The following is a 21,485-nucleotide window of genomic DNA, read 5'->3' on the forward strand; positions in this document are numbered from 1 at the left end:
TTATCTGGTCCAGACCATGGATTGTCCGTTTCTGTATGGAATGCGGGCCAGGGTGATACTTCGCAGCAATGGACGCCACCGACGTGGCCGTGATCGGCTCGGGAGTTTCCGGGCTCACCTGCGCGCGGGCGTTGGAGGAGTCCGGTCTGTCCGTGCGCGTCCTGGAGCGCTCGGCCCGGGTCGGGGGGCGCGTCGGCACCGACATCGTCGACGGTTTCCGCTGCGACCGCGGCCTGCAGTGGCTCAACGTCACCCACCCGGACCTGCGCAACAGCGTCGACGTCGCGGCCCTCAACCCCCGCCCGATCGAGCGGGGCATGGTGCTCGCCCACCCCGATGGATACCGGGTGCTGCAGGGCTCGCAGACCGCTCTGATCGCCGCGATCAGGTCCGGGCTCGGGGCACCGCAGGACATCGCCCGGCTGCTGCGGTGGAGCGACCCGATGCGTCGGGGCACCGACCGGCTGCTCGCCGGGGCCGACATGACGCTGGAGGAGTCGCTGGACCGGCACCGGATCTCGGGCCGGCTCCGCGAGGAGGTGCTGCGGCCGTTCTTCCGCCTCGTCCTGGCCGACGAGGACCTGCGCACCTCCTACCAGTTCACGATGCTGAGCATGCAGGAGCTGTCCACCGGGACCCCCGCCCTGCCCGCGCTGGGGATGCAGGCGCTGCCCAACCAGCTTGCGCTCGCCCTCGAGCAGCCGGTGGACCACGGGGTGGACGTCCTCGGCGTGAAGCGCAACGCCGGCAGCGGGGTGCGCGTGCTCACCGACGGCGGCGAGGTGCAGGCCCGTGCCGTCGTGGTGGCGACGGATCCGGTCAGCGCCTCCTCGATGCTCGGTCTCGGCGCCCCGATGATGCGGGGCACCTCCACCTGGTGGTTCTCCACGGAGGTCCCGCCCACCACGATGAAGATCCCGTTCGTGAACCCGATCGGTCCCTCCGCGGGCCCGGTCTCGCACGCGGTCGTGGTCTCCAACATCGCCTCGCGCTACGCCCCCTCGGGCAGGCACCTCGTGGCAGCCAGCTCGGTCGCCATGCCCGGGAGCGACGCCGGCACCGAGACCGAGGCGGCGGTGCGAGCCCAGCTGGGCCAGATCTTCCACACGAACGCAGGGTCCTGGGGCCTGGTCGCCCGGCACGTCAGGTCGGCGGCGGTGCCGGCGGTGCGCCCGCCGCTCATCCTGCGCCGCGAGGTCGACCTCGGTGACGGAGTGTTCGTGTGCGGGGACCACCGGGAGCTCCCCGGGATCCCGGGTGCGATGCGCTCGGGCCGCCGCGCGGCGGCGGCCGTCCTCGAGGAGCTGGGCCAGACGGCCAAGCCCTGAGCCGGGGCCGGGGCCGGGGCCGGGGCCAAGCCCTGAGCCGGGGTCTGGGTCTGGGTCCGGGCCGGTCCTAGAGCCTGACAGCGGCGGCGAGCTCGAGCGCGCGCTCGGCGGCGGGCCGGGCCAGGTCGCGGTCCTCGGGAACCAGGCCGACCCGCGTACGCCGGTCGAGGAGGTCCTCGACGGTCCTGGCCCCCTCGTGGGTGACCGCGAAGACCAGCTCGGCGAGCGTGACGGCCAGGCCCGGCGCGACCGGGGCGAGCAGCTCGTCGGTGCCCAGCCCCGTGACGGCGACGGCTTCGGCGAGCACGGCCCGCGCCTCCGTGCCGAACCGCCGCACCAGACGGGCCGGGGCGTCCAGCGCCGCGAGCCGGTCGCGGGAGGCGGCCCCGACCAGCGGAAGCGTCCGGGTCCGGCAGGGGCCGGCCGTGAGGTGCGAGGTCTCCACGGCCCGGTCGACGGCGTCCTGCGCCATCCGGCGGTAGGTGGTCAGCTTCCCGCCGACCACGGTGACCACTCCGCTGCTGGAGACGAGCACCGCGTGCCGGCGCGACAGGTCGGCGGTGGTGGTGCCCGTGTCGAGCAGGGGCCGCAGTCCGGCGTACGTCCCGACGACCTGGTCGCGGCGTACGTCGCTCTGCAGGACGCGGTTGATCACGGAGAGCAGGAACGCGACGTCCTCCTCGGGGGCGACCGGGACGTCGGGGACCTCGCCGTCGACCTCCTCGTCGGTCAGGCCGACGTAGAAGGTCTGGTCGGGCTGGGGCAGGGCGAACACGAACCTGTTGCTCGCTCCCGGCACCGGAGCCATCACCGCGCACCGGACCCCGGGGAGGGTCTCCTTGCGCAGCACGAGGTGGGTGCCGCGGCTGGGGCGCAGCCGGATCTCCGGGACCAGCTGGCCGGCCCAGACCCCGGTCGCGTTGATGACCGCGCGGGCGTTGATCCAGCGCGACGCCCCGGTGGTGGAATCGGTGAGCATGGCCCCCTCGCCGAGGGCCTCGCTGACCCGGACCCCGGTGTGCAGGTGGGCGCCCTGGGTGGCGGCGGTGCGGGCCACCGCCAGCACGAGGCGGACGTCGTCCTCGAGCTGGCCGTCCCAGCTCAGGATCGCCCCACGCAGGCCTTCCCGGCGTACGACGGGGGCCAGCGTCAGCGTCTCGGTGACGCCGATGCGCCGTGGGCAGGGCAGCGTCTCGCGGCGGGTGCGGGCGGCCAGGCGCAGCAGGTCCCCCGCCCGGATGCCGCTGCGGGCCAGCCCGGCCTGGACGCGGCCGACCTCAGGGGTGAGCGGCATCAGCATCGGCAGGGCGTGCACGAGGTGGGGAGCGGTGGTCTGCATCAGGATGCCGCGCTCGACCGCGCTCTCCCGGGCCACGTCGAGCTGCCCCCGGGCGAGGTAGCGCAGGCCGCCGTGCACCAGCTTGGAGCTCCACCGGCTGGTGCCGAACCCGACGTCGTGGGCGTCGACCGCTACCACGTCGAGCCCACGGGAGGCCGCGTCCAGGGCGACCCCGGCGCCGGTGATCCCGAGCCCGATCACCAGCACGTCGGTGCTCTTCGGGATCCCGTCCAGCCCGACCTGGATCCTTCCCGGCGACGGGGTCGGGGTCGTGGTCGGTCGAGCGTCCCCCGTCGGTCGAGACTGTCGAGACCCGCTCACGGCGCGAGGTACCGCTCCACGAGGCGCGCCAGCTCGTCGTCGAGGCCGGTGAGGTCGGCGTCCCGCGAGGGCGCGACGCCGTCGGCCATGGTGTGGGCGGAGAGCACGAACCCGTGGCAGGCGAGGAGCAGCGAGCGGGCCATGGTGTCGGCGGCCCCGGCCCGGACCGAGCCCGCGGCCTGGCCCTCGCGGATGACCTCGGCGACCGCGGTCGCGATCTGGTCCTGGGTGCGGCCACGGCGGTCGAGCAGGTAGGGCAGCAGCAGCTCGGGGTCGACGTCGATGATCCGGCGCAGCAGCGGGTTGGTCCGGAGCCGGCGCACGGTGGCCACCACGCCGTCGGCGATGGATCCCGGCGTGCGCCCTTCCGCCTGTTCTTCGGGCGGGGCGAGGCCGGGGGCCGCCCCCACGACGGCGCCCAGCTCGCGGGTCATCAGGTCGGCGAGCAGGGTCTGGGTGTCGGGCCAGCGCCGGTAGAGGGTCATCCGGCTGACCCCCGCGCGGCGGGCGATGTCGGTCAGCGTGGTCCGGCTCCAGCCGACGGCGAGGATCGCCTCGCGGGCAGCGTCGAGGTAGACCTCGTCCGACTGATTGTGACGAATAGACGTCATGTGTCACAATGTAACACATGAGCCCCACATCCCCGGAGATGCACTGGTCGCGCTGGGGCGACCCGGCCCAGGCCGGACCACTCTCGGCGAACGCCTTCGAGCTCGTCGACGCGTTCGTCGGGACCAGCGAGGCCCCCTCGGTGGACCCCGGCTCGGTCCGCCTCTCCGCGGCGCTGGGCGACCAGCTGGTCGAGGACCTGGTCGCGATCGTGGGCTCCGAGCACGTCCTGACCGACCACGACACGCGGCTGCACCACACCCGCGGGAAGTCGACCACCGACCTGCTCCGGCTGCGCGCCGGGGACGGCTCGGACTCCCCGGACGCGGTCGTGCGGCCGGGCAATCACGACGAGGTGGCGGCCGTGATCACCTGGGCCGAGGAACGCTACGTCGCGCTGGTGCCCTTCGGCGGCGGGACCTCGGTGGTCGGCGGGCTGGTCGCGGAGCGCGACGGCTTCGCCGGGGTGGTCTCCCTCGACCTGGGCCGCCTCGACCGGCTGCTCGCGGTCGACACCGAGTCGATGACCGCCATCCTGGAGCCGGGCCTGCGCGGGCCGCAGGCCGAGGCGCTCCTCGCCGAGCACGGCCTGACCCTGGGGCATTTCCCGCAGAGCTTCGAGTACGCCTCGATCGGCGGGTTCGCCGCCACCCGCTCCTCGGGGCAGTCCTCGGCCGGATACGGCCGCTTCGACTCCGTCGTCCTCGGGCTCCGGGTCGCCACGCCGCGGGGCGAGCTCGTGCTGGGCAGCTCGCCTGCGAACGCCGCGGGGCCCGACCTGCGCGAGGTCGTCCTCGGGTCCGAGGGGGCGTTCGGTGTGGTCACCGCGGTGACCGTGCGCGTACGCCGGGTGCCGGCCGTCAAGGTCTACGAGACCTGGCGCTGGGACTCCTTCGTCGCCGGCGCGAACGCGATGCGCACGCTCGCCCAGACCTTCACCGCGCCCGGCCTGCTCCCCACGGTGCTGCGGCTCTCCGACGAGGCCGAGACCTCGGTCAACCTCGCCAAGCCGGCCGAGGTCGGGTCGGCCTCCTCGGGTGGCTGCCTGATGGTGACCGGCTACGAGGGCAGCGAGGCCGACGTCGCCGCGAGGCGGGTCGCCGTGAGCGCGGTGCTCTCCGGCCTTGGCGGCACCTCCCTGGGCGAGGACGAGGGATGGGCGGAGGGCCGGTTCCACGGTCCCTACCTGCGCGACTCGCTTCTCGACGTCGGCGTGCTCGTGGAGACCCTGGAGACGGTGACGTTCTGGTCCCGGCTGCACCAGGTGTACGCCGCCGTCTCGGCCGCCCTGACCGGGTCGCTCGGACCCGGCACGCTGGTGCTGTGCCACGTCTCGCACGTCTACGAGACCGGCGCCTCCCTCTACTTCACCGTCGCCACCCGGCAGGCCGTGGACCCGATCGCGCAGTGGGCCGCGGCGAAGGCGGCCGCCAGTGACGCGATGATCGACAACGGCGCCTCGATCACCCACCACCACGCCGTCGGCCAGGACCACAAGCCGTGGCTGGCCCGCGAGATCGGGCCGGTCGGCGTACGCATGCTGCGCGCGCTCAAGGCCGAGCTCGATCCTGCGGGTGTGCTCAACCCCGGTGTGCTGATCCCCTGAACGCCCACACGACGAGCTCGGTGTCGTCCTCGGCGGTGACCAGGCGACCGCCCTCCTCGTGCAGCCGCGCGGCGTCGCCCGGCTCGAGCTGGCGCTCGCCGAGCAGGATCCGCCCGCGCGCCACGAACAGGTGCAGCCGCGGGGCCCAGGGCAGGGCGAGGCGCTCACCGGTGGCGAGGCCGGAGGCGTACAGGGACGTGCCGCGCGACGAGATCGGCACGCCGTCGCCGGCGTCGCCGTCCGCCACGCAGGTCCAACCGCCGTCGACGTCGACCTCCTCGCAGAGGTAGCTCGGCTGCCGGCCCGGCTCGTCGGGACGCACCCACGCCTGCAGGAACCGGGTCTCCTCGGGACCGTCCGCGACCTCGGAGTGCACCACCCCGCTGCCGGCGGAGAGGCGCTGCACCTGACCGGGGCCGATCACCCCGGAGCCGACCGTCGAGGTGTGCCGCAGCGCCCCGCTGATCACCCAGGTGACGATCTCGAGGTCGGAGTGCGGGTGGTCGGGATACCCCGTGCCGGACGGCAGCAGCTCGTCGTTGTGCGCGACCAGTGCCTCGAACCCCACGTTCGCGGGGTCGTAGTGCGCCCCGAACGAGAACGAGTGCCACGTCGTACGCCCGTCCGCGACGGTGCGCGCCCTCCCGCCTGCCGGCCGGTACTCGATCACCGTGCCATTCTCCCGCACGGATGGTCCCGGTCGTTTCGCCGGTCAAGTCCGGCCTCGGGCCTGCCGAACGATCGGGACTATCCGGCTCGGCGGATCACTTGTTTACTCCCACCCATGGCAGTGAACCTTCCGAGTGACTTCGTGTTCGGGACCAGCACCGCGTCGTACCAGATCGAGGGGGCGTGGGACGAGGACGGGAAGGGGCTGAGCATCTGGGACACCTTCGCCGCCGAGCCTGGGCGGATCCACGACGGCAGTGACGGGAAGGTGGCCTGCGACCACTACCACCGGTACGCCGAGGACGTCGCCCTGATGCGGGAGCTCGGCACCGACGCCTACCGGTTCTCGATCTCCTGGCCGCGGGTACAGCCGCAGGGCCGGGGCGCGGTGAACGCCGCCGGGCTCGACTTCTACGACCGGCTCGTCGATGAGCTGGTCGCGGCCGGGATCGAGCCGATGGCGACGCTCTACCACTGGGACCTGCCGCAGGCGCTGCAAGACGGGGGCGGCTGGGAGGTGCGGGAGACCGCCGAGCGGTTCGCGGAGTACGCCGCCGTGTGCGCGGCCCGTCTCGGCGACCGGGTCGGCAAGTGGGTGCCGGTCAACGAGCCCAACGTGGTGACCCTGCTCGGGCACGGCAACGGCGAGCACGCGCCCGGCAAGGCCCTCGGCTTCGGCGCGCTGCCGGTGGCCCACCACGTCAACCTCGCGCACGGGCTCGGCGTGGCGGCGCTGCGCGCCAACGTCGCCCGCCAGGTCGGTACGGCGAACAACCACACCACCGTGAGCCCGGCCACCACCTCGCCCGGGGACGTGGAGGCGGCCGACCTCTACGACTCCCTCTACAACCGGATCTTCGCGGGGCCGATGCTGCTGGGCGCCTACCCGGACGGCTTCGCCGAGCTGATGCCGGTGCGCCCCGGCGACCTGGAGACGATCGCGGCACCGCTCGACTTCTACGGGCTCAACTACTACAACCCCTCGCTGATCTCCGCGGCCGAGGAGGGCGCGGAGATCCCGTTCGTGCAGGAGGAGATCCACGGCTACCCGCTCACCGACTTCGGCTGGCCGGTCGTGCCGGAGGGCCTGCGCGCCGTCATCGCCCAGCTGCGCGAGCGCTACCCCGACCTCCCGCCGATCCACGTCACCGAGAACGGGTGCTCCTACGGCATGGGCCCCGACGAGGACGGTGTGGTCGACGACCAGCCGCGCATCGACTACCTGGCCGGGCACCTCGGTGCCGTCGCGGACGCGATCACCGACGGCGCCGACGTCCGCGGCTACTACTGCTGGTCGCTGCTCGACAACTTCGAGTGGGCCGAGGGCTACCGGCAGCGCTTCGGCCTGGTGCACGTCGACTACGACACCCTGGTGCGTACGCCGAAGCGCTCCTTCCACTGGTACGCCGACCTGATCCGCTCCACCCGGGAGGGCGGCCGGTGAGCGACCCGGTGAGCGGTCCGGTGAGCAGCGCCGTCGGCGGACCTCCGCAGGGGGTCGACCTCGCCGCGCTGGGGGACCCGGTCCGCCCGGTCAGCAAGGTATGGGTGCTGTGGCTCGCGATGATCAGCATCGGGGTGTGGTCGGGGTTCTTCGGCCCGATCCAGGTGCTGCTCGCCCAGCAGGCCGAGGTGCTCAACCCCGAGCACAAGGAGGCCACGCTCTCGCTGGTCACCGGCGTCGGCGCAGCGGTCTCCACGATCCTCAACCCGCTCTGGGGGGCGTTCTCCGACCGGACCGTGCTCCGGATCGGGCGCCGGATCCCGTGGGTGCTCGGCGGCCTGGCCGGCGGCGTGGTCGCGATGGTGGTGCTCTCCGCGGCGGGCTCGGTGCTGGTGATGGTGCTCGGCTGGGCGCTGGCCCAGGCGTCGCTGAACGCGATGCTGGCCGCAATCACCGCGACCGTCCCCGACCAGGTGCCCAGCCGCACCCGCGGGGCCGTCGGCGGGTGGCTCGCGATCGCCCAGACCCTCGGCGTGGTGGGCGGCTCCGGGATCGCGGCCGCGACCGGCAGCATCGCCGCGGGCTACCTCGCGACGGCGGGCGTGCTCGTCGTGCTCGCGCTGCCGTACTGCCTCGACAGCCGCGACATCGCGCTGGACCCGGCGGCACGTGAGCCGTTCGTGCTCGGCACGTTCCTGCGCTCGTTCTGGATCTCCCCGCGTCAGCACCCCGACTTCGCCTGGGCCTGGATCACCCGGTTCCTGATGAACCTGGGCAACGCGCTGGTGATCCTCTACATGCTCTACTACCTCAAGGACGCCATCGGGCTCAGCACCGACGAGGCCGAGGACAAGGTCTTCGTGCTCACCGCGGCGTACGGCGCCTGCACCCTGCTCACCGCCGTCGCGGGCGGGATCTGGTCGGACCGCCTCGGGCGGCGCAAGGTCTTCGTGATCGCTGCCGGCCTGGTCGCTGCCTGCGCGCTGCTGCTGCTCGCGTTCGCGACGACGTGGACCGCCGCCCTGGTGGGCGCGCTCATCCTGGGCATCGGGTTCGGCATCTACACCGCGGTCGACTTCGCGATGATCACCGAGGTGCTGCCCTCGGCCGGCGACCGGGCCAAGGACCTCGGCGTCATCAACATCGCCAACGCGCTGCCCCAGGTGCTCGCGCCGGTCGTCGCCGCCGCGGTCCTGGGCCTCGGCCTGGGGTACTCCTCCCTCTACGTCCTCGCCGCAGCGGTCAGCGTCCTCGGCTCGGTGCTCGTGGTGAACATCAGGTCGCTGCGCTGACCCGCCGCGTGCCGCCGGCCCGGGGCCCCCGCCACCCGGACAGGGGGTGCCAATCGGACGACCTGCCCAAAAAAGCCCTGACAGGGTCGACGTGGTTGGACCGATGAGCAAGGCTTGACCTACCCGAGACGTGGCTGCTGGGATCGGCCGCGAGTGCGGAGCGCATCTCGTGAGGGAATTCCTTGATGAACGCTGGGCCCAGGTCTTCACACTGGCGTGGGGCCACGCGCTGCTCGTCGCCGTCGCGGTGCTGCTGGCGACCGTCATCGGGATCGCGGTGGCCGTCGGCGTCACCAAGGTGCCGAAGCTGGACCCCGTCGCGAACGCGATCAGCTCGATCGGCCTGACGATCCCGTCCTTCGCGCTGGTCGGGCTGCTGCTGCCGATCCTCGGCCTCGGCTTCTGGCCCTCGCTGTTCGCGGTCACCTTCTACGCGATCTTCCCGGTGCTGCGGAACTCCGTCGTGGGGCTCCAGGGCGTCAGCCGCGACCTCCTCGAGTCGGCGCGCGGCATGGGGATGAGCGAGACGAGGTCGCTGTTCGCCGTACGCCTGCCGCTGGCGTGGCCCGTCATCCTCGCCGGGGTCCGCGTGTCCACGCAGATGTCCATGGGGGTGGCCGCCATCGCGGCGTACATCCTCGGTCCGGGCTTCGGCTCCTGGATCTTCATCGGGCTCCAGCAGGCCGGTGGCAAGAACGGCGTCAACTACGCGCTCAGCGCGACGGTCGGCGTGGTGATCATCGCGCTGGTCTTCGACCTCCTGCTCCTGCTGCTCGGCCGAGCGACCACCTCGAAGGGAATCCGGGTCTGACATGACTGCCACCGACACGCGCACCGAGGGCTCCACCCCCGAGATCAGCGGCGCCGAGATCCGGCTCGACGGCGTCACCAAGAAGTACGCCGGCCAACCCGTCCCGGCGGTCGACGGGCTCAGCCTGGTCATCCCCGCGGGCGAGATCGTGATGTTCGTCGGCCCCTCGGGCTGCGGCAAGACGACCTCGCTGAAGATGATCAACCGGCTGATCGAACCCACCTCGGGCACGATCGAGATCGGCGGCGAAGACATCCGGCACAGCAGCGTCGACGATCTGCGCCGCCACATCGGCTACGTCATCCAGGGCGGCAGCCTGTTCCCGCACATGACCGTGGCCAAGAACATCGCGATCGTCCCGGGGATGCTCGGCTGGGACGGCGCCCGGATCACCGAGCGGGTCGACGAGATGCTCGACCTCGTCGGCCTGGACCCGGCGAAGTACCGCGACCGCTACCCCCGTGAGCTCTCCGGTGGCCAGCAGCAGCGCGTCGGCGTTGCCCGCGGGCTCGCCGCGGACCCGCCGGTGCTGTTGATGGACGAGCCCTTCGGGGCCGTCGACCCGATCACCCGCCAGCGGCTCCAGGACGAGCTGCTCTCGATCCAGCGCGAGGTCCGCAAGACCATCGTGTGCGTCACCCACGACATCGACGAGGCGATCAAGCTCGGCGACCGGATCCTGATCCTCCAGGAGGGGGCGCGGGTCGCGCAGTACGACACCCCCGACGTCATCCTGGCCTCGCCTGCGAACGAGTTCGTCGAGGACTTCGTCGGCGCCGGGTCCTCGCTCAAGCTGCTCAGCCTCGCCCGGATCTCCGACGTCGAGCTGCACAACCCCACCACGGCGACGATCGGCGAGAGCACCGTGGAGGTCCGGCGCCGGGCCCAGGCCGCCGGCGACCGGGCCGTGGTGGTGCTGGACCGCAACGGGCGCCCGATCGCGTGGCCGTGGGTACGCCGCCTCGTGGGCGAGACGATCCACGCCGGCCAGACCGAGCTGATCGAGCTCGACCACCGCGCGACCCTCAACGACGCGATGGACACGATGCTCACCAGCAGCCACGGGGGAGCCGTGGTCACCGGCGACCGGGGCCGCTACCTCGGCGTCGTCGACTTCGCCGCGGTGACCGGGTACATCCACGCCCAGCAGGAGAAGAGCGAAGCGGCCACGCACGACGACGGGGCGCAGTCGTGACCTCGTCCGCCCCCGAACGCGCCACCGAGACCGCCGCCGACCCCGGCGCCGGAGGCACCGGGGCCACGCAGGTCCCGGCCGGGGGGAAGAAGCGCGGGCGGCTGCGCGGCGGCCTCGACGCCGAGACGCTGATCGTGCTGTTCGCGATCCCGGCCATCGTGGTGGGTGGCTTCGCCGCCTATGCGATCTGGCACGCGACCGCCACGATGGACTCGGTCGTGGAGAGCTCGCTGGCCTGGCCGACGATCTGGCGCCAGATCTGGGAGCACGTGCGGCTCACGTTCGTCTCGGCGTTCTTCGTGATCGTGATCGCCGTACCGCTCGGGGTGCTGCTGACCCGGGGCAGGGCAAGGCGCCTGGCCCCGCTGATCGTCGGGTTCGCCAACGCCGGTCAGGCGGCGCCCTCGGTGGGCCTGATCGTGCTGTTCGCGATGTGGATCGACTTCGGCTTCCGCACCGCGGTCATCGTGCTCACGATCTACGCGGTGCTGCCGGTGCTGCGCAACACGATCGTCGGGCTCCAGGGCGTGGAGCCGACCCTGGTCGAGGCCGGGCGGGGCATGGGCATGTCGGCCACGGCCGTGCTGTTCCGGGTCGAGCTCCCGCTGGCCCTGCCGGTGATCATGTCCGGCATCCGCACCGCGCTCGTGCTGCTCGTCGGCACCGCCACGCTGGCCACGTTCATCAACGGCGGTGGCCTCGGCGGCACCCTGCAGGCCGGCATCTCGCTGCTGCGCTACCCGGTGATCGTCTGGGGTGCCGTCCTGGTGGCGCTGCTCGCGCTGCTGATCGAGTGGGTCGGGCGCGTCCTGGAGCTCGTCGTCCGGCCGAAGGGGGTCTGAGCGATGCGCCGCTCCCGCGGGATCCTCGCCATGCTGCTCGCCGTGACGATGTGCGCCCTGCTCGCGGCGTGCAGCCTGCCCACGGCCGGCGGGTTCGTCCCGACCGGGAAGCTCGCCGGTCCCCTCAAGGACGTGAAGCGGCTCGACGGAGCCTCGATCTCGGTCGGCTCGAAGAACTTCACCGAGAACGTCCTGCTCGGCAAGATGGCGATCATCTTGATGCAGTCGGCCGGCGCCAACGTCACCGACCTGACCAACATCCCCGGCAGCGCGGCCGCCCGGCAGGCGATGATCGACGGCTTGGTCCAGACGATGTGGGAGTACACCGGCACCGGCTGGATCACCTACCTCGGCCACGACAAGCCCATCCCCGACGAGAAGGGGCAGTACGAAGCCGTCCGCGACGAGGACCTGAAGGCCAACAAGCTCGTCTGGCTCCAGCCGGCGCCGATGAACAACACCTACGGCTTCGCGGTCACCAAGAAGGTGGCCGACAAGTACAAGATCACCAAGCTCTCCGAGATGAGGAAGGTGCCGGTCAAGGACCGCACCTTCTGCGTGGAGTCCGAGCTGATCAACCGCCCCGACGGCCTCAAGGGCATGCTCGAGAAGTACGGCGTCCCGCTGAACAGCCCGCGCGGCGTGCCGGAGGACAACCTGAAGACCTTCCAGACCGGGGCGATCTACGACGCCACTGCCAAGGGGGCGTGCAACTTCGGCGAGGTGTTCACCACCGACGGGCGGATCCTGGCCCTGAACCTGAAGGTGCTCGAGGACGACCGGAACTTCTTCCCCAAGTACAACGTCTCGCTCGTGCTCACCGAGGCCGTCGACCGCAAGTACCCGCAGCTGCAGGAGCTCGTCGCGCCGGTGAGCGAGAAGCTGACGAACGAGGTGCTGCTGGAGCTGAACGCCAAGGTCGACGTCGACGGCGAGGTTCCCGCCGAGGTCGCGTTCGACTGGCTGAAGAAGGAAGGCTTCGTCACCGACGAGTAGCCTTCCGCGGACGTGACGGGAAATGAGTAGGAATGCTCATCCCCCCAGGCTCTGGGGGCGGCACCATTGCGCCATGACCCCACCGGTGGCTCCCTCCCCCGACCGCGTCGTCGACGCCCTGATCGCGCGTGACCTGCTCGCACCGGCGGCGCGCGAGGACGCCATCGGCGTCGTGTACGGCGCCCTGCGGGAGCCGGGTTCGGAGGCGCCCTCCCAGGCACCTGGACGTCAGGCACCTGGACGTCAGGGCCTGCCGCAGCTCGTCGAGGTGGTCGCCTACCTCGGTGGCGCGCTCGTCCTCGCTGCCGGTGGACTCTTCGTCGCCGAGGCGTGGTGGGACCTCGGGTTCGGTGCCCGGGTCACGATGCTCGCGGTGGTCGCGGTCGTGCTCGGCATCGCCGGCCTCGTCGCCTCCCGGGCCGGCGGGCAGGGCGGCATACGCCACCAGGGCGACGACTCCCGGCGTCGGCTGGCCGGGACCCTGCTGAGCGGTGCCGCGCTCACCGCTGCCTTCCTGGTGGGCGTGGTCGTCGACGACCTCCTCGAGACCGGCGACGGCCTCAGCCCGGACATCTACTGGCCGGCCGTCGCAGGAGGGCTGGTCGGTGTCCTCGTCGCTGCAGTCGGCTACCGGATCGCTCCCACCGCGCTCGGCCTGCTCGGGATGCTCGCCGGGGTGGTGACGGTGGTGCTGAACCTCGTCGGCGCGATCGACCGGAACGAGGGCGTCGTCTCGGCGGTGGCGCTCTACCTGCTTGCCGGCGGCTGGCTGGCGCTGACCGAGCTCGGCCGGTTCCGCGAGCTGACCGTGGCCCGCGCGGCCGGTGTCGCGACCGCGTTCTGCGGGGCGCAGATGCTGGTGATCGAGGGCACCTACTCCTGGCCCGGCTACCTGCTGACGCTGCTCGTCGCGGTGATCGGGATCGCGATCTACCTCGCCCGGGTCGCCTGGCCCTACCTCGCCGGTGCCGTCCTCTCGGTGACGGTGGTCGTGCCCGAGGCGGTCTCGGACTGGACCGACGGCTCGGTCGGGGTGATCGGGGGCGTCCTGGTCACCGGGATCACCCTCCTGCTCGCCTCGTTCGCCGGCTACCGGCTGCGGGCGCGCACGGTCGACTGAGCGCCGGGCACTGGGCTCGGGCACGGGGCTCTGGGCACTGAGCTCTGGGCGGGGCCTCAGGCCCCGGCCGCCACCCGCACGCCCTGCTCGATCGCGCGCTTGGCGTCGAGCTCGGCGGCCACGTCGGCGCCACCGATCAGCTGGACCTGGCGGCCGGCCGCCACGAGCTCGTCGTAGAGGCCGCGCACCGAGTCCTGCCCGGCGCAGACGACGACGTCGTCCGCCTCGATCAGCCGGGACTGCCCGTCGACGGTGAGGTGCAGGCCCGCCTCGTCGATCAGGTCGTACGCCGCCCCGGTGACCTGCACGACCCCGGACTGCTTGAGCACCGCGCGGTGGGCCCAGCCCGACGTCTTGCCGAGGTCCTTGCCGATCATCGAGGTCTTGCGCTGCACGAGGTGCACCTCGCGGGCAGGGGTGCGTGGCTTGCGCTCGGTGAGGCCGGCGGGGAACAGGCTGGGGTCGCCCACGCCCCAGTGCGCCAGCCACTCGTCGAGCTCCTCGCCGTCCGGGGCGGGCGTGTGGGTCAGGAAGTGCGCGACGTCGACGCCGATGCCTCCGGCGCCGATCACCGCGACCCGGCGGCCCGGGGTCGCGGAGCCGTCCAGCACCTCGGCGTAGGACAGCGCCCGCTCGATGCCGGGGATCGCCGGCATCCGGGGCTCGACGCCGGTGGCGACCACGACCTCCTCGAACCCCTCCAGCTCGGCCAGTCCCGCGGCCACGCCCAGCCGGACGTCCACGCCGAGCACCTCGAGCCGGCGCGCGTAGTAGCGCAGCGTCTCCGCGAACTCCTCCTTGCCCGGGATCTGCATCGCCAGCCGGAACTGCCCCCCGAGCTCGGTGCCCTTCTCGAACAGCGTGACCGCGAACCCACGCTCGGCGTACGCCGTGGCAGCGCTCAGCCCCGCGGGACCGGCACCCACCACCGCGACCCTGCGCGCGGGGGCCGAGCCCCCACCGGTGGTTGAGCCTGTCGAAACCAACGGCAGCAGCACCAGCTCGGTCTCCCGGCAGGCGCGTGGGTTCACCAGGCAGCTGGCGCGCTTGTTCGCGAACGCGTGGTCCAGGCAGGCCTGGTTGCAGGCGATGCAGGTGTTGATCTCGTCGGCGCGACCGGCGGCCGCCTTGTTCACGAACTCGGGGTCGGCCAGCAGCGGGCGGGCCATCGAGACCAGGTCGGCGGTGCCGTCGGCGATCAGCTGGTCGGCGAGCTCGGGGGTGTTGATCCGGTTGGAGGCGCACACCGGGATGCCCACCTCCTGGCGCAGCCGCCTGGTCGTCCACGCCCAGGCCCCGCGCGGGACCTGGGTGATGATCGTCGGGACGCGGGCCTCGTGCCAGCCGATGCCGGTGTTGAGCACGGTCGCGCCGGCCTGCTCCAGGAGCAGCGCGAGCTCGACCACCTCGTCCCAGGTCTGCCCGCCCTCGACGAGGTCGAGCAGCGAGCTCCGGTAGACGATCGGGAAGCCGTCGCCGACCGCCTCGCGGGTACGCCGGACGACCTCGACGGCGAACCGCATCCGCCGGGTCGGCGTACCGCCCCAGGCGTCCTCGCGGTCGTTGGTGCGGGCGGCGAGGAACTGGTTGATCAGGTAGCCCTCGGAGCCCATCACCTCGACGGCGTCGTAGCCCGCCCGCTGGGCGAGCGCGGCCGTCCGGGCGAACGACGAGGCGACCCGGTCCACCTGCTTGGTCGACATCGCGCTCGGCGCGAACGGCGTGATCGGCGACTTCTTGTCGCTCGCCGACTGCGAGAACGGGGTGTAGCCGTAGCGACCGGCGTGCAGCACCTGCAGGGCGATCGCGCCGCCCTCGTCGTGCACCGCGCCGGTGACCTGCTTGTGCCGCTCGGACTGGAGCCGGGTGGTCAGCTCGCTGGCGAACGGCTTGAGCCAGCCGCGCTTGCCGGGGGCGTAGCCGCCGGTGATGATCAGGCCGACAGCGCCTCGGGCTCGCTCGGCGAAGTACGCCGCGAGCTTGGGGGCGTCCCACGCGGCGTCCTCGAGCCCGGTGTGCATCGAGCCCATCACGCTGCGGTTGCGCAGGGTGAGGTCGCCGATGGTGATCGGGGCCAGCAGGTGGGGGTACTCGCTCATGCCGCACCGCCGCTCGCCGCGCCGGCCGCACTGGTCGCGGGGCTCCAGGACTGGAGGTACTCGGTGAGCCACTCGATCCAGAACTGCTCCTGCTTGATGCCGCCGCGCAGCACCAGCCAGGTGTCGAGGCGCTGGCCGGTCAGGACGCCCGGGTCGGGGAACTGGGTCCGCTCGAGCTGCTCGAAGTGGGCCTGCCGGGTCCGGTGCTCGGCGAGCAGGTCGCGCACCTGGTCGAGCAACTCGGCGCGGTCGCCGTACGCCGCCCCGCGCATCTTCACCGCGATCTCGGAGCGCATCACCATCGGCTGGGCGGGCGTCTCGATCCAGGCGGAGAGCACCTGCCGGCCCGCCGGGGTCACGCTGTAGCGGCGCTCGGTGCGCCGCGACTCGCCTGCCTCCACGTCGAGCCAGCCCTCGGACTCCATCCGCCGCAGCACCTTGTAGATCTGCTGGTGGGTGGCCCGCCAGAAGAACCCGATCGACCGGTCGAAGCGCCGGGTCAGCTCGATCCCGGTGCCGGGACGTTCGCTCAGGGAGACCAGCAGCGCGTGCTCGAGTGCCATGCGAGGAGTCTGGTGCTCGCCGAGGCGTTGTGCAACTAGTTGCACAGGTGGTGAGCGTCACTGTCCAGTGGTGCCTGCGGGGCGTCCCGACTCGCGTTACGAGCGAGCCGGGGGGCACGATGACAGATCTGCTGTCACAATCACCGGCATGACTTACGAACTCGGTCAGGGAAGCGGTCCGCTCAAGGGGATCAAGGTCGTGGAGATCGCCGGCATCGGGCCCAGCCCGCACGCCTGCATGATCCTGGCCGACCTCGGCGCGGACGTGATCCGGGTGGAGCGTCCCGGGGGGCAGGCGCTCACCGGCGGCGCGAACGACCTGCTCAACCGCGGCCGGCCCAGCGTGGCGCTGAACCTCAAGGACCCCGAGGCGATCGCGACCGTGCTCGACCTGGTCGCCGAGGCCGACGTACTCATCGAGGGAATGCGTCCCGGCACCACCGAGCGCCTGGGCCTCGGGCCCGAGGAGTGCCACGCCCGCAACCCGCGACTGGTCTACGGGCGGATGACCGGATGGGGCCAGACCGGGCCGCTGGCGAAGGCCGCCGGCCACGACATGAACTACATCGCGATCACCGGCGCCCTGTTCGGCATGGGCCAGGACCCCGCGAAGCCACATTTCCCCGCCAACCTCGTCGGTGACTTCGGCGGCGGCTCGACGTACCTCGTGATCGGGGTGCTCGCAGCCCTGCTGGAGGCGCGCATCTCGGGGAAGGGCCAGGTGGTCGACGCGGCGATCGTCGACGGCACCGCGAGCCTGAACGCGATGTCCTCGGGGATGCTCGCGGGCGGCAACCTGCGCGAGGAGCGCGGGGTCAACCTGCTCGACGGCGGGATGCCGTTCTACGACCTCTACGAGACCTCCGACGGCCGGCACATGTCGGTGGGCCCGCTGGAGCCGCAGTTCTACGACGTGTTCGTGAAGCTGCTCGGCATCGAGGACGCCCCGGACCGCTTCGACTTCGAGCAGACCCCCCAGCTCCGCGAGCGGATCGCGACCACGTTCGCCACTCGCACCCAGGCCGAGTGGTCCGAGGTCTTCGAGGGCACCGACGCCTGCGTGGCGCCGATCCTCCCGCTCTCGGAGGCGATGGACCACCCGCACATGGCCGCCCGTGAGGTCTTCGTCGAGCACGAGGGCATCCGCCAGCCGCAGCCCGCCCCCCGCTTCTCCCGTACGACGGCCACCCTGTCCACCCCGCCCCCGGTCAAGGCCGGCATCAACACCCGCGACGCCCTCACCGCCTGGGGCGTGGCCGACGTGGACGGGCTGATCGAACGCGGGGCCGCGGTCCAGGCCTAGGGGTGTTCTCCGGGTTTTCGGGGTAGTCCGAGACGTAACCGTCGTCGAATGTCCGAATTGACGACGGTTCTGTCTCGGACTATCCGGCTGCGGGCTGCCAAACGGACACCGGGTGATCTCGCCCACAGCAACCCCGGATTGACGATGACAGCGTTACTGTCACAATGAAGTACCTCATCGCCGCGCCTCGCCGCGCCCGCGTGAGTCCGCCCGCCGAGTCCTGGACTCGACCGAGAAGTTGGGAAACACATTCATGGCAACAGAAGCGTTCGTGTACGACGCGCTGCGCACGCCCCGTGGCAAGGGAAAGAAGAACGGCAGCCTCCACGAGGTGAAGCCGGTCGACCTGGTGGTGGGGCTGCTGGACGCGGTCCAGGAGCGGAACCCCTCCCTCGACGTCAACCGGATCGACGACGTCGTCCTCGGGGTCGTCTCGCCCGTGGGTGACCAGGGCGGCGACATCGCCAAGACCGCCGCTCTCGCGGCCGGCCTCCCGGACACCGTTGCCGGCGTACAGCTGAACCGCTTCTGCGCCTCCGGCCTCGAGGCGGTGAACCAGGCCGCCTCCCGTGTGCGCGGCGGCTTCGAGGACCTGATCATCGCCGGTGGCGTCGAGTCGATGAGCCGCGTGGCCATGGGCAGTGACGGTGGCGCGTGGGCGATGGACCCGGCCACCGCGTTCAGCACCGACTTCGTGCCCCAGGGCATCGGTGCCGACCTGATCGCCACCATCGAGGGCTGGTCGCGTGAGGAGGTCGACACCTTCGCCGTGGAGTCGAACCACCGTGCCGCCAAGGCGTGGGCCGACGGCCGCTTCGCCAACTCGGTCGTCCCCGTCCGGGACCGCAACGGAATCGTGGTGCTCGACCACGACGAGTTCATCAAGCCCGAGTCGACCGTCGAGGGCCTCGCGCGCCTCAAGCCGTCCTTCGCCGGCATCGGTGACCAGGCCGGGTTCGACTCGGTCGCGCTGGAGAAGTACCACTGGATCGAGAAGATCGACCACGTCCACCACGCCGGCAACAGCTCCGGCATCGTCGACGGCGCCGCGCTGACCCTGATCGGCAACGAGCAGGTCGGCCAGGACCTCGGCCTGACCCCGCGGGCGCGGATCATCGCCACCGCCGTGTCCGGTGCCGACCCGACGATCATGCTCACCGGTCCCGCCCCGGCTGCCCGCAAGGCGTTGGCCAAGGCCGGCCTCCAGGTCGAGGACATCGACCTCTTCGAGATCAACGAGGCGTTCGCCGCCGTCGCCATGCGGTTCATGCGCGACATGGGCATCGACTCCGAGATCACCAACGTCAACGGCGGCTCGATCGCGATGGGTCACCCGCTGGGTGCCACCGGCGCGATGATCCTCGGCACGCTGATCGACGAGCTCGAGCGTCGTGAGCTCAAGCGCGGCCTCGCCACGCTGTGCGTCGGTGGCGGCATGGGCATCGCCACGATCGTTGAGCTGGTCTGACTCCGTCAGACCAGCTGATGGTGGTCGAGCAGCGTCGGAGAGCGAGCTTGCGAGCTCTCCAAGAGCGTGTCGAGACCCGGTGACCCGACCTACGGGGTCAGCCGAAGTGCCAACGCAACCCAAAGACTTGAAGGAAGAAAAATGACGGAATCCGCAGTCAAGTACGACAAGGGTGAGGACGGCATCGTCGTACTCACCCTCGACGACCCCACCTCCAGCGCCAACACGATGAACGACCTGTACACCGAGTCGATGCGCAACGCGGTCGACAAGCTGTACGCCGAGAAGGACGACATCGCCGGCGTGGTGATCACCTCGGCGAAGAAGACCTTCTTCGCCGGCGGCAACCTGAAGAACATGCTGAAGGCCACCCCCGAAGACGGCCAGGCGATCTTCGAGATGGGCCAGACGATCAAGGCCGACCTGCGTCGCCTCGAGCTGCTCGGCAAGCCCGTCGTGGCCGCGATCAACGGTGCAGCCCTCGGTGGCGGGCTCGAGATCGCGCTCGCCTGCCACCGCCGCATCGTGGTCGACGACCCCAAGGTCTCCCTGGGCCTGCCCGAGGTCACCCTCGGTCTGCTCCCCGGTGGTGGCGGCGTCACCCGCACCGTCCGGATGCTCGGCATCCAGTCGGCGCTGATGGACGTCCTGCTCCAGGGGCCGACCTTCAAGCCGGCCCAGGCCAAGGAGAAGGGCCTCGTCGACGAGCTCGTCGAGAGCCGTGAGGACCTCGTCCCCGCCGCGAAGAAGTGGATCGAGGCGAACAAGGACAACGCCGAGGCCGCCACCAACCCCTGGGACCGCGACGGCTTCAAGATCCCCGGTGGCACCCCCTCCAGCCCCAAGCTGGCGGCGTTCCTCCCGGCGTTCCCGGCGATGCTGCGCAAGCAGACCAAGGGCGCGAACTACCCGGCCACCCGCGCGATCATGTCCGCCGCGATCGAGGGCGCCCAGGTCGACTTCGACACCGCCAGCCGGATCGAGTCGCGCTACCTCGCCGAGCTGATCACCGGGTCGAACAGCAAGAACATGATCCAGGCGTTCTTCTTCGACCTCTCCGCGATCAACGGCGGCTCGCTGCGTCCCGAGGGCGTCGCGAAGTACACGCCCACCAAGGTCGGCGTGCTCGGCGCCGGGATGATGGGAGCCGGCATCGCCTACTCCTGTGCCCGCGCCGGCATGGAGGTCGTGCTCAAGGACGTCAAGCAGGAGGCCGCCGACAAAGGCAAGGCCTACAGCGAGAAGATCCTGGACAAGGCCGTGCAGCGCGGCAAGATGGACGAGGCGAAGAAGGCCGAGATCCTCGGCCGGATCACCGCGACCACCGAGGCCAACGACTTCAAGGGCTGCGACCTCGTGATCGAGGCCGTCTTCGAGGACCCGTCGCTCAAGGCCAAGGTCTTCGGCGAGATCCAGGACGTCGTCAACCCCGACGCCCTGCTCTGCTCGAACACCTCCACGCTCCCGATCACCGAGCTCGCCGAGGGCGTCAACCGTCCCGACGACTTCATCGGCCTGCACTTCTTCTCGCCGGTCGACAAGATGCCGCTGGTGGAGATCATCCGCGGCGCCAAGACCACCGACGAGGCGGTCGCCAAGGCGCTCGACGTGGTGATGGCGATCCGCAAGACCCCGATCGTGGTCAACGACAGCCGTGGCTTCTACACCAGCCGCGTCATCGGCACGATGGTCAACGAGGGTCTCGCGATGCTCGGAGAGGGCGTCCACCCGATGTCGGTGGAGCGCGCCGCGACCCAGGCCGGCTACCCGGTCGGGACGCTGCAGCTCTCCGACGAGCTCAACCTCGAGCTGATGGCCAAGATCCAGAAGGCCACCGTCGAGGCCGCTGCCCGCGACGGCATCGAGCTGCCCGACCACCCCGCCACCTCGGTCATCTCCACGATGATCGAGAAGGAGCGTCCGGGCCGCCTGCGCGGCAAGGGCTTCTACGACTACGACGAGAACGGTCGTCGCGGGTCGCTGTGGCCGGGCCTCAAGGAGCTGTTCCCGTCCAACGACGAGCCGGCCGACATCGAGGACCTCAAGGACCGCTACCTGTTCATCGAGGCGCTCGAGACCGCGAAGTGCTTCGAGGAGGGCGTCATCGAGTCGGCGGCCGCGGCCAACATCGGCTCGATCATGGGCATCGGCTACCCGGCCCTGACCGGCGGCACCGTGCAGTTCATGCAGGGGTACGACGGCAAGACCGGCCGCGGCCTGAAGGGCTTCGTCGCCCGGGCCGAGGAGCTGGCCGCGAAGTACGGCGAGCGCTTCGCTCCCACCGAGCGGCTCAAGGAGATGGCGGAGAAGGGCGAGTCCTTCCCCGCCTGATCCCAGGCCTGATCCACCCGCCTGATCCCGGGCCCTGATCTTCAGGGCCTCACGAACCATCCGACTGGGGAGTCCCGGTCCGCGCACAGCGGATCGAGGCTCCCCAGTTGGGCATTTCGGACACATCACCCGCTCCGGTCGGCGAGACT

The 21,485-nt window shown here is 71.3% G+C and carries 17 protein-coding genes; 12 read left to right on the top strand and 5 right to left on the bottom strand.

Features of this window, described 5'->3' with window-relative positions:
- The first annotated feature begins 68 nt into the window (after positions 1–68).
- Positions 69–1,328: an NAD(P)/FAD-dependent oxidoreductase gene (locus tag AC4BGB_RS12465; RefSeq protein WP_490547188.1), complete on the top strand. Its 1,260-nt coding sequence runs from the start codon at positions 69–71 to the stop codon at positions 1,326–1,328.
- Between the two features lie 67 nt (positions 1,329–1,395).
- On the opposite strand, the gene AC4BGB_RS12470 is transcribed toward AC4BGB_RS12465, so the two are convergent.
- Positions 1,396–2,988 (bottom strand): glycerol-3-phosphate dehydrogenase/oxidase, encoded by a 1,593-nt coding sequence (locus tag AC4BGB_RS12470; RefSeq protein ID WP_490547189.1) that lies wholly within the window; start codon positions 2,986–2,988, stop codon positions 1,396–1,398.
- Positions 2,985–3,599, bottom strand: coding sequence for a TetR/AcrR family transcriptional regulator (locus tag AC4BGB_RS12475; RefSeq protein WP_490547190.1), 615 nt, complete (start codon positions 3,597–3,599; stop codon positions 2,985–2,987). Before AC4BGB_RS12475 ends, AC4BGB_RS12470 begins: the two co-directional genes overlap by 4 nt.
- A 17-nt stretch (positions 3,600–3,616) precedes the next feature.
- On the opposite strand from AC4BGB_RS12475, the gene AC4BGB_RS12480 reads away from it, so the two are divergent.
- The gene (locus AC4BGB_RS12480) at positions 3,617–5,203 is read left to right on the top strand and encodes an FAD-binding oxidoreductase (protein ID WP_490547191.1); all 1,587 of its coding nucleotides are present in this window, start codon (positions 3,617–3,619) and stop codon (positions 5,201–5,203) included.
- On the opposite strand, the gene AC4BGB_RS12485 is transcribed toward AC4BGB_RS12480, so the two are convergent.
- Positions 5,178–5,873: a pirin family protein gene (locus tag AC4BGB_RS12485; RefSeq protein ID WP_490547192.1), complete on the bottom strand. Its 696-nt coding sequence runs from the start codon at positions 5,871–5,873 to the stop codon at positions 5,178–5,180. The two genes, AC4BGB_RS12480 and AC4BGB_RS12485, sit on opposite strands and share 26 nt — an antisense overlap.
- A gap of 114 nt (positions 5,874–5,987) precedes the next feature.
- On the opposite strand from AC4BGB_RS12485, the gene AC4BGB_RS12490 reads away from it, so the two are divergent.
- The 7 genes from AC4BGB_RS12490 to AC4BGB_RS12520 all read left to right on the top strand — a co-directional run bounded on the left by AC4BGB_RS12490 (position 5,988) and on the right by AC4BGB_RS12520 (position 13,572).
- Entirely contained in the window at positions 5,988–7,316 is a 1,329-nt protein-coding gene (locus tag AC4BGB_RS12490) for a GH1 family beta-glucosidase (RefSeq protein ID WP_490547193.1), read from the top strand.
- Positions 7,313–8,608: an MFS transporter gene (locus AC4BGB_RS12495; protein WP_490547194.1), complete on the top strand. Its 1,296-nt coding sequence runs from the start codon at positions 7,313–7,315 to the stop codon at positions 8,606–8,608. Before AC4BGB_RS12490 ends, AC4BGB_RS12495 begins: the two co-directional genes overlap by 4 nt.
- A gap of 169 nt (positions 8,609–8,777) precedes the next feature.
- The gene (locus tag AC4BGB_RS12500) at positions 8,778–9,419 is read left to right on the top strand and encodes an ABC transporter permease (protein WP_490547196.1); all 642 of its coding nucleotides are present in this window, start codon (positions 8,778–8,780) and stop codon (positions 9,417–9,419) included.
- A gap of 1 nt (position 9,420) precedes the next feature.
- Positions 9,421–10,614 carry an ABC transporter ATP-binding protein gene (locus tag AC4BGB_RS12505; RefSeq protein ID WP_490547197.1) on the top strand — a complete coding sequence of 398 codons (1,194 nt, stop codon included), beginning with the start codon at positions 9,421–9,423 and terminating at the stop codon, positions 10,612–10,614.
- Positions 10,611–11,456, top strand: coding sequence for an ABC transporter permease (locus AC4BGB_RS12510; RefSeq protein WP_490547198.1), 846 nt, complete (start codon positions 10,611–10,613; stop codon positions 11,454–11,456). The genes AC4BGB_RS12505 and AC4BGB_RS12510 overlap by 4 nt, the downstream gene beginning before the upstream one ends.
- Positions 11,457–11,459: 3 nt before the next feature.
- Positions 11,460–12,452, top strand: a complete 993-nt coding sequence (locus AC4BGB_RS12515; protein ID WP_490547199.1) for a glycine betaine ABC transporter substrate-binding protein — start codon at positions 11,460–11,462, stop codon at positions 12,450–12,452.
- A 73-nt stretch (positions 12,453–12,525) separates the two neighbouring features.
- Positions 12,526–13,572 carry a hypothetical protein gene (locus AC4BGB_RS12520; RefSeq protein WP_490547200.1) on the top strand — a complete coding sequence of 349 codons (1,047 nt, stop codon included), beginning with the start codon at positions 12,526–12,528 and terminating at the stop codon, positions 13,570–13,572.
- A 56-nt stretch (positions 13,573–13,628) separates the two neighbouring features.
- On the opposite strand, the gene AC4BGB_RS12525 is transcribed toward AC4BGB_RS12520, so the two are convergent.
- Positions 13,629–15,671, bottom strand: coding sequence for an oxidoreductase (locus AC4BGB_RS12525; RefSeq protein ID WP_490547202.1), 2,043 nt, complete (start codon positions 15,669–15,671; stop codon positions 13,629–13,631).
- Complete coding sequence (locus AC4BGB_RS12530; protein ID WP_490547203.1) at positions 15,668–16,234, bottom strand: PadR family transcriptional regulator; 567 nt, start codon at positions 16,232–16,234, stop codon at positions 15,668–15,670. Before AC4BGB_RS12530 ends, AC4BGB_RS12525 begins: the two co-directional genes overlap by 4 nt.
- 148 nt (positions 16,235–16,382) lie before the next feature.
- Here AC4BGB_RS12530 and AC4BGB_RS12535 point away from each other — a divergent pair, with 148 nt between their 5' ends.
- The 3 genes from AC4BGB_RS12535 to AC4BGB_RS12545 all read left to right on the top strand — a co-directional run bounded on the left by AC4BGB_RS12535 (position 16,383) and on the right by AC4BGB_RS12545 (position 21,336).
- Complete coding sequence (locus AC4BGB_RS12535; protein ID WP_490547204.1) at positions 16,383–17,537, top strand: CaiB/BaiF CoA transferase family protein; 1,155 nt, start codon at positions 16,383–16,385, stop codon at positions 17,535–17,537.
- 253 nt (positions 17,538–17,790) lie between these two features.
- Positions 17,791–19,005 (top strand): acetyl-CoA C-acetyltransferase, encoded by a 1,215-nt coding sequence (locus AC4BGB_RS12540; RefSeq protein WP_490547205.1) that lies wholly within the window; start codon positions 17,791–17,793, stop codon positions 19,003–19,005.
- Between the two features lie 141 nt (positions 19,006–19,146).
- Positions 19,147–21,336 carry a 3-hydroxyacyl-CoA dehydrogenase NAD-binding domain-containing protein gene (locus tag AC4BGB_RS12545; protein WP_490547206.1) on the top strand — a complete coding sequence of 730 codons (2,190 nt, stop codon included), beginning with the start codon at positions 19,147–19,149 and terminating at the stop codon, positions 21,334–21,336.
- Positions 21,337–21,485: the final 149 nt, after the last annotated feature.

The organism is Nocardioides sp. Z30_9 (genome assembly GCF_058215735.1).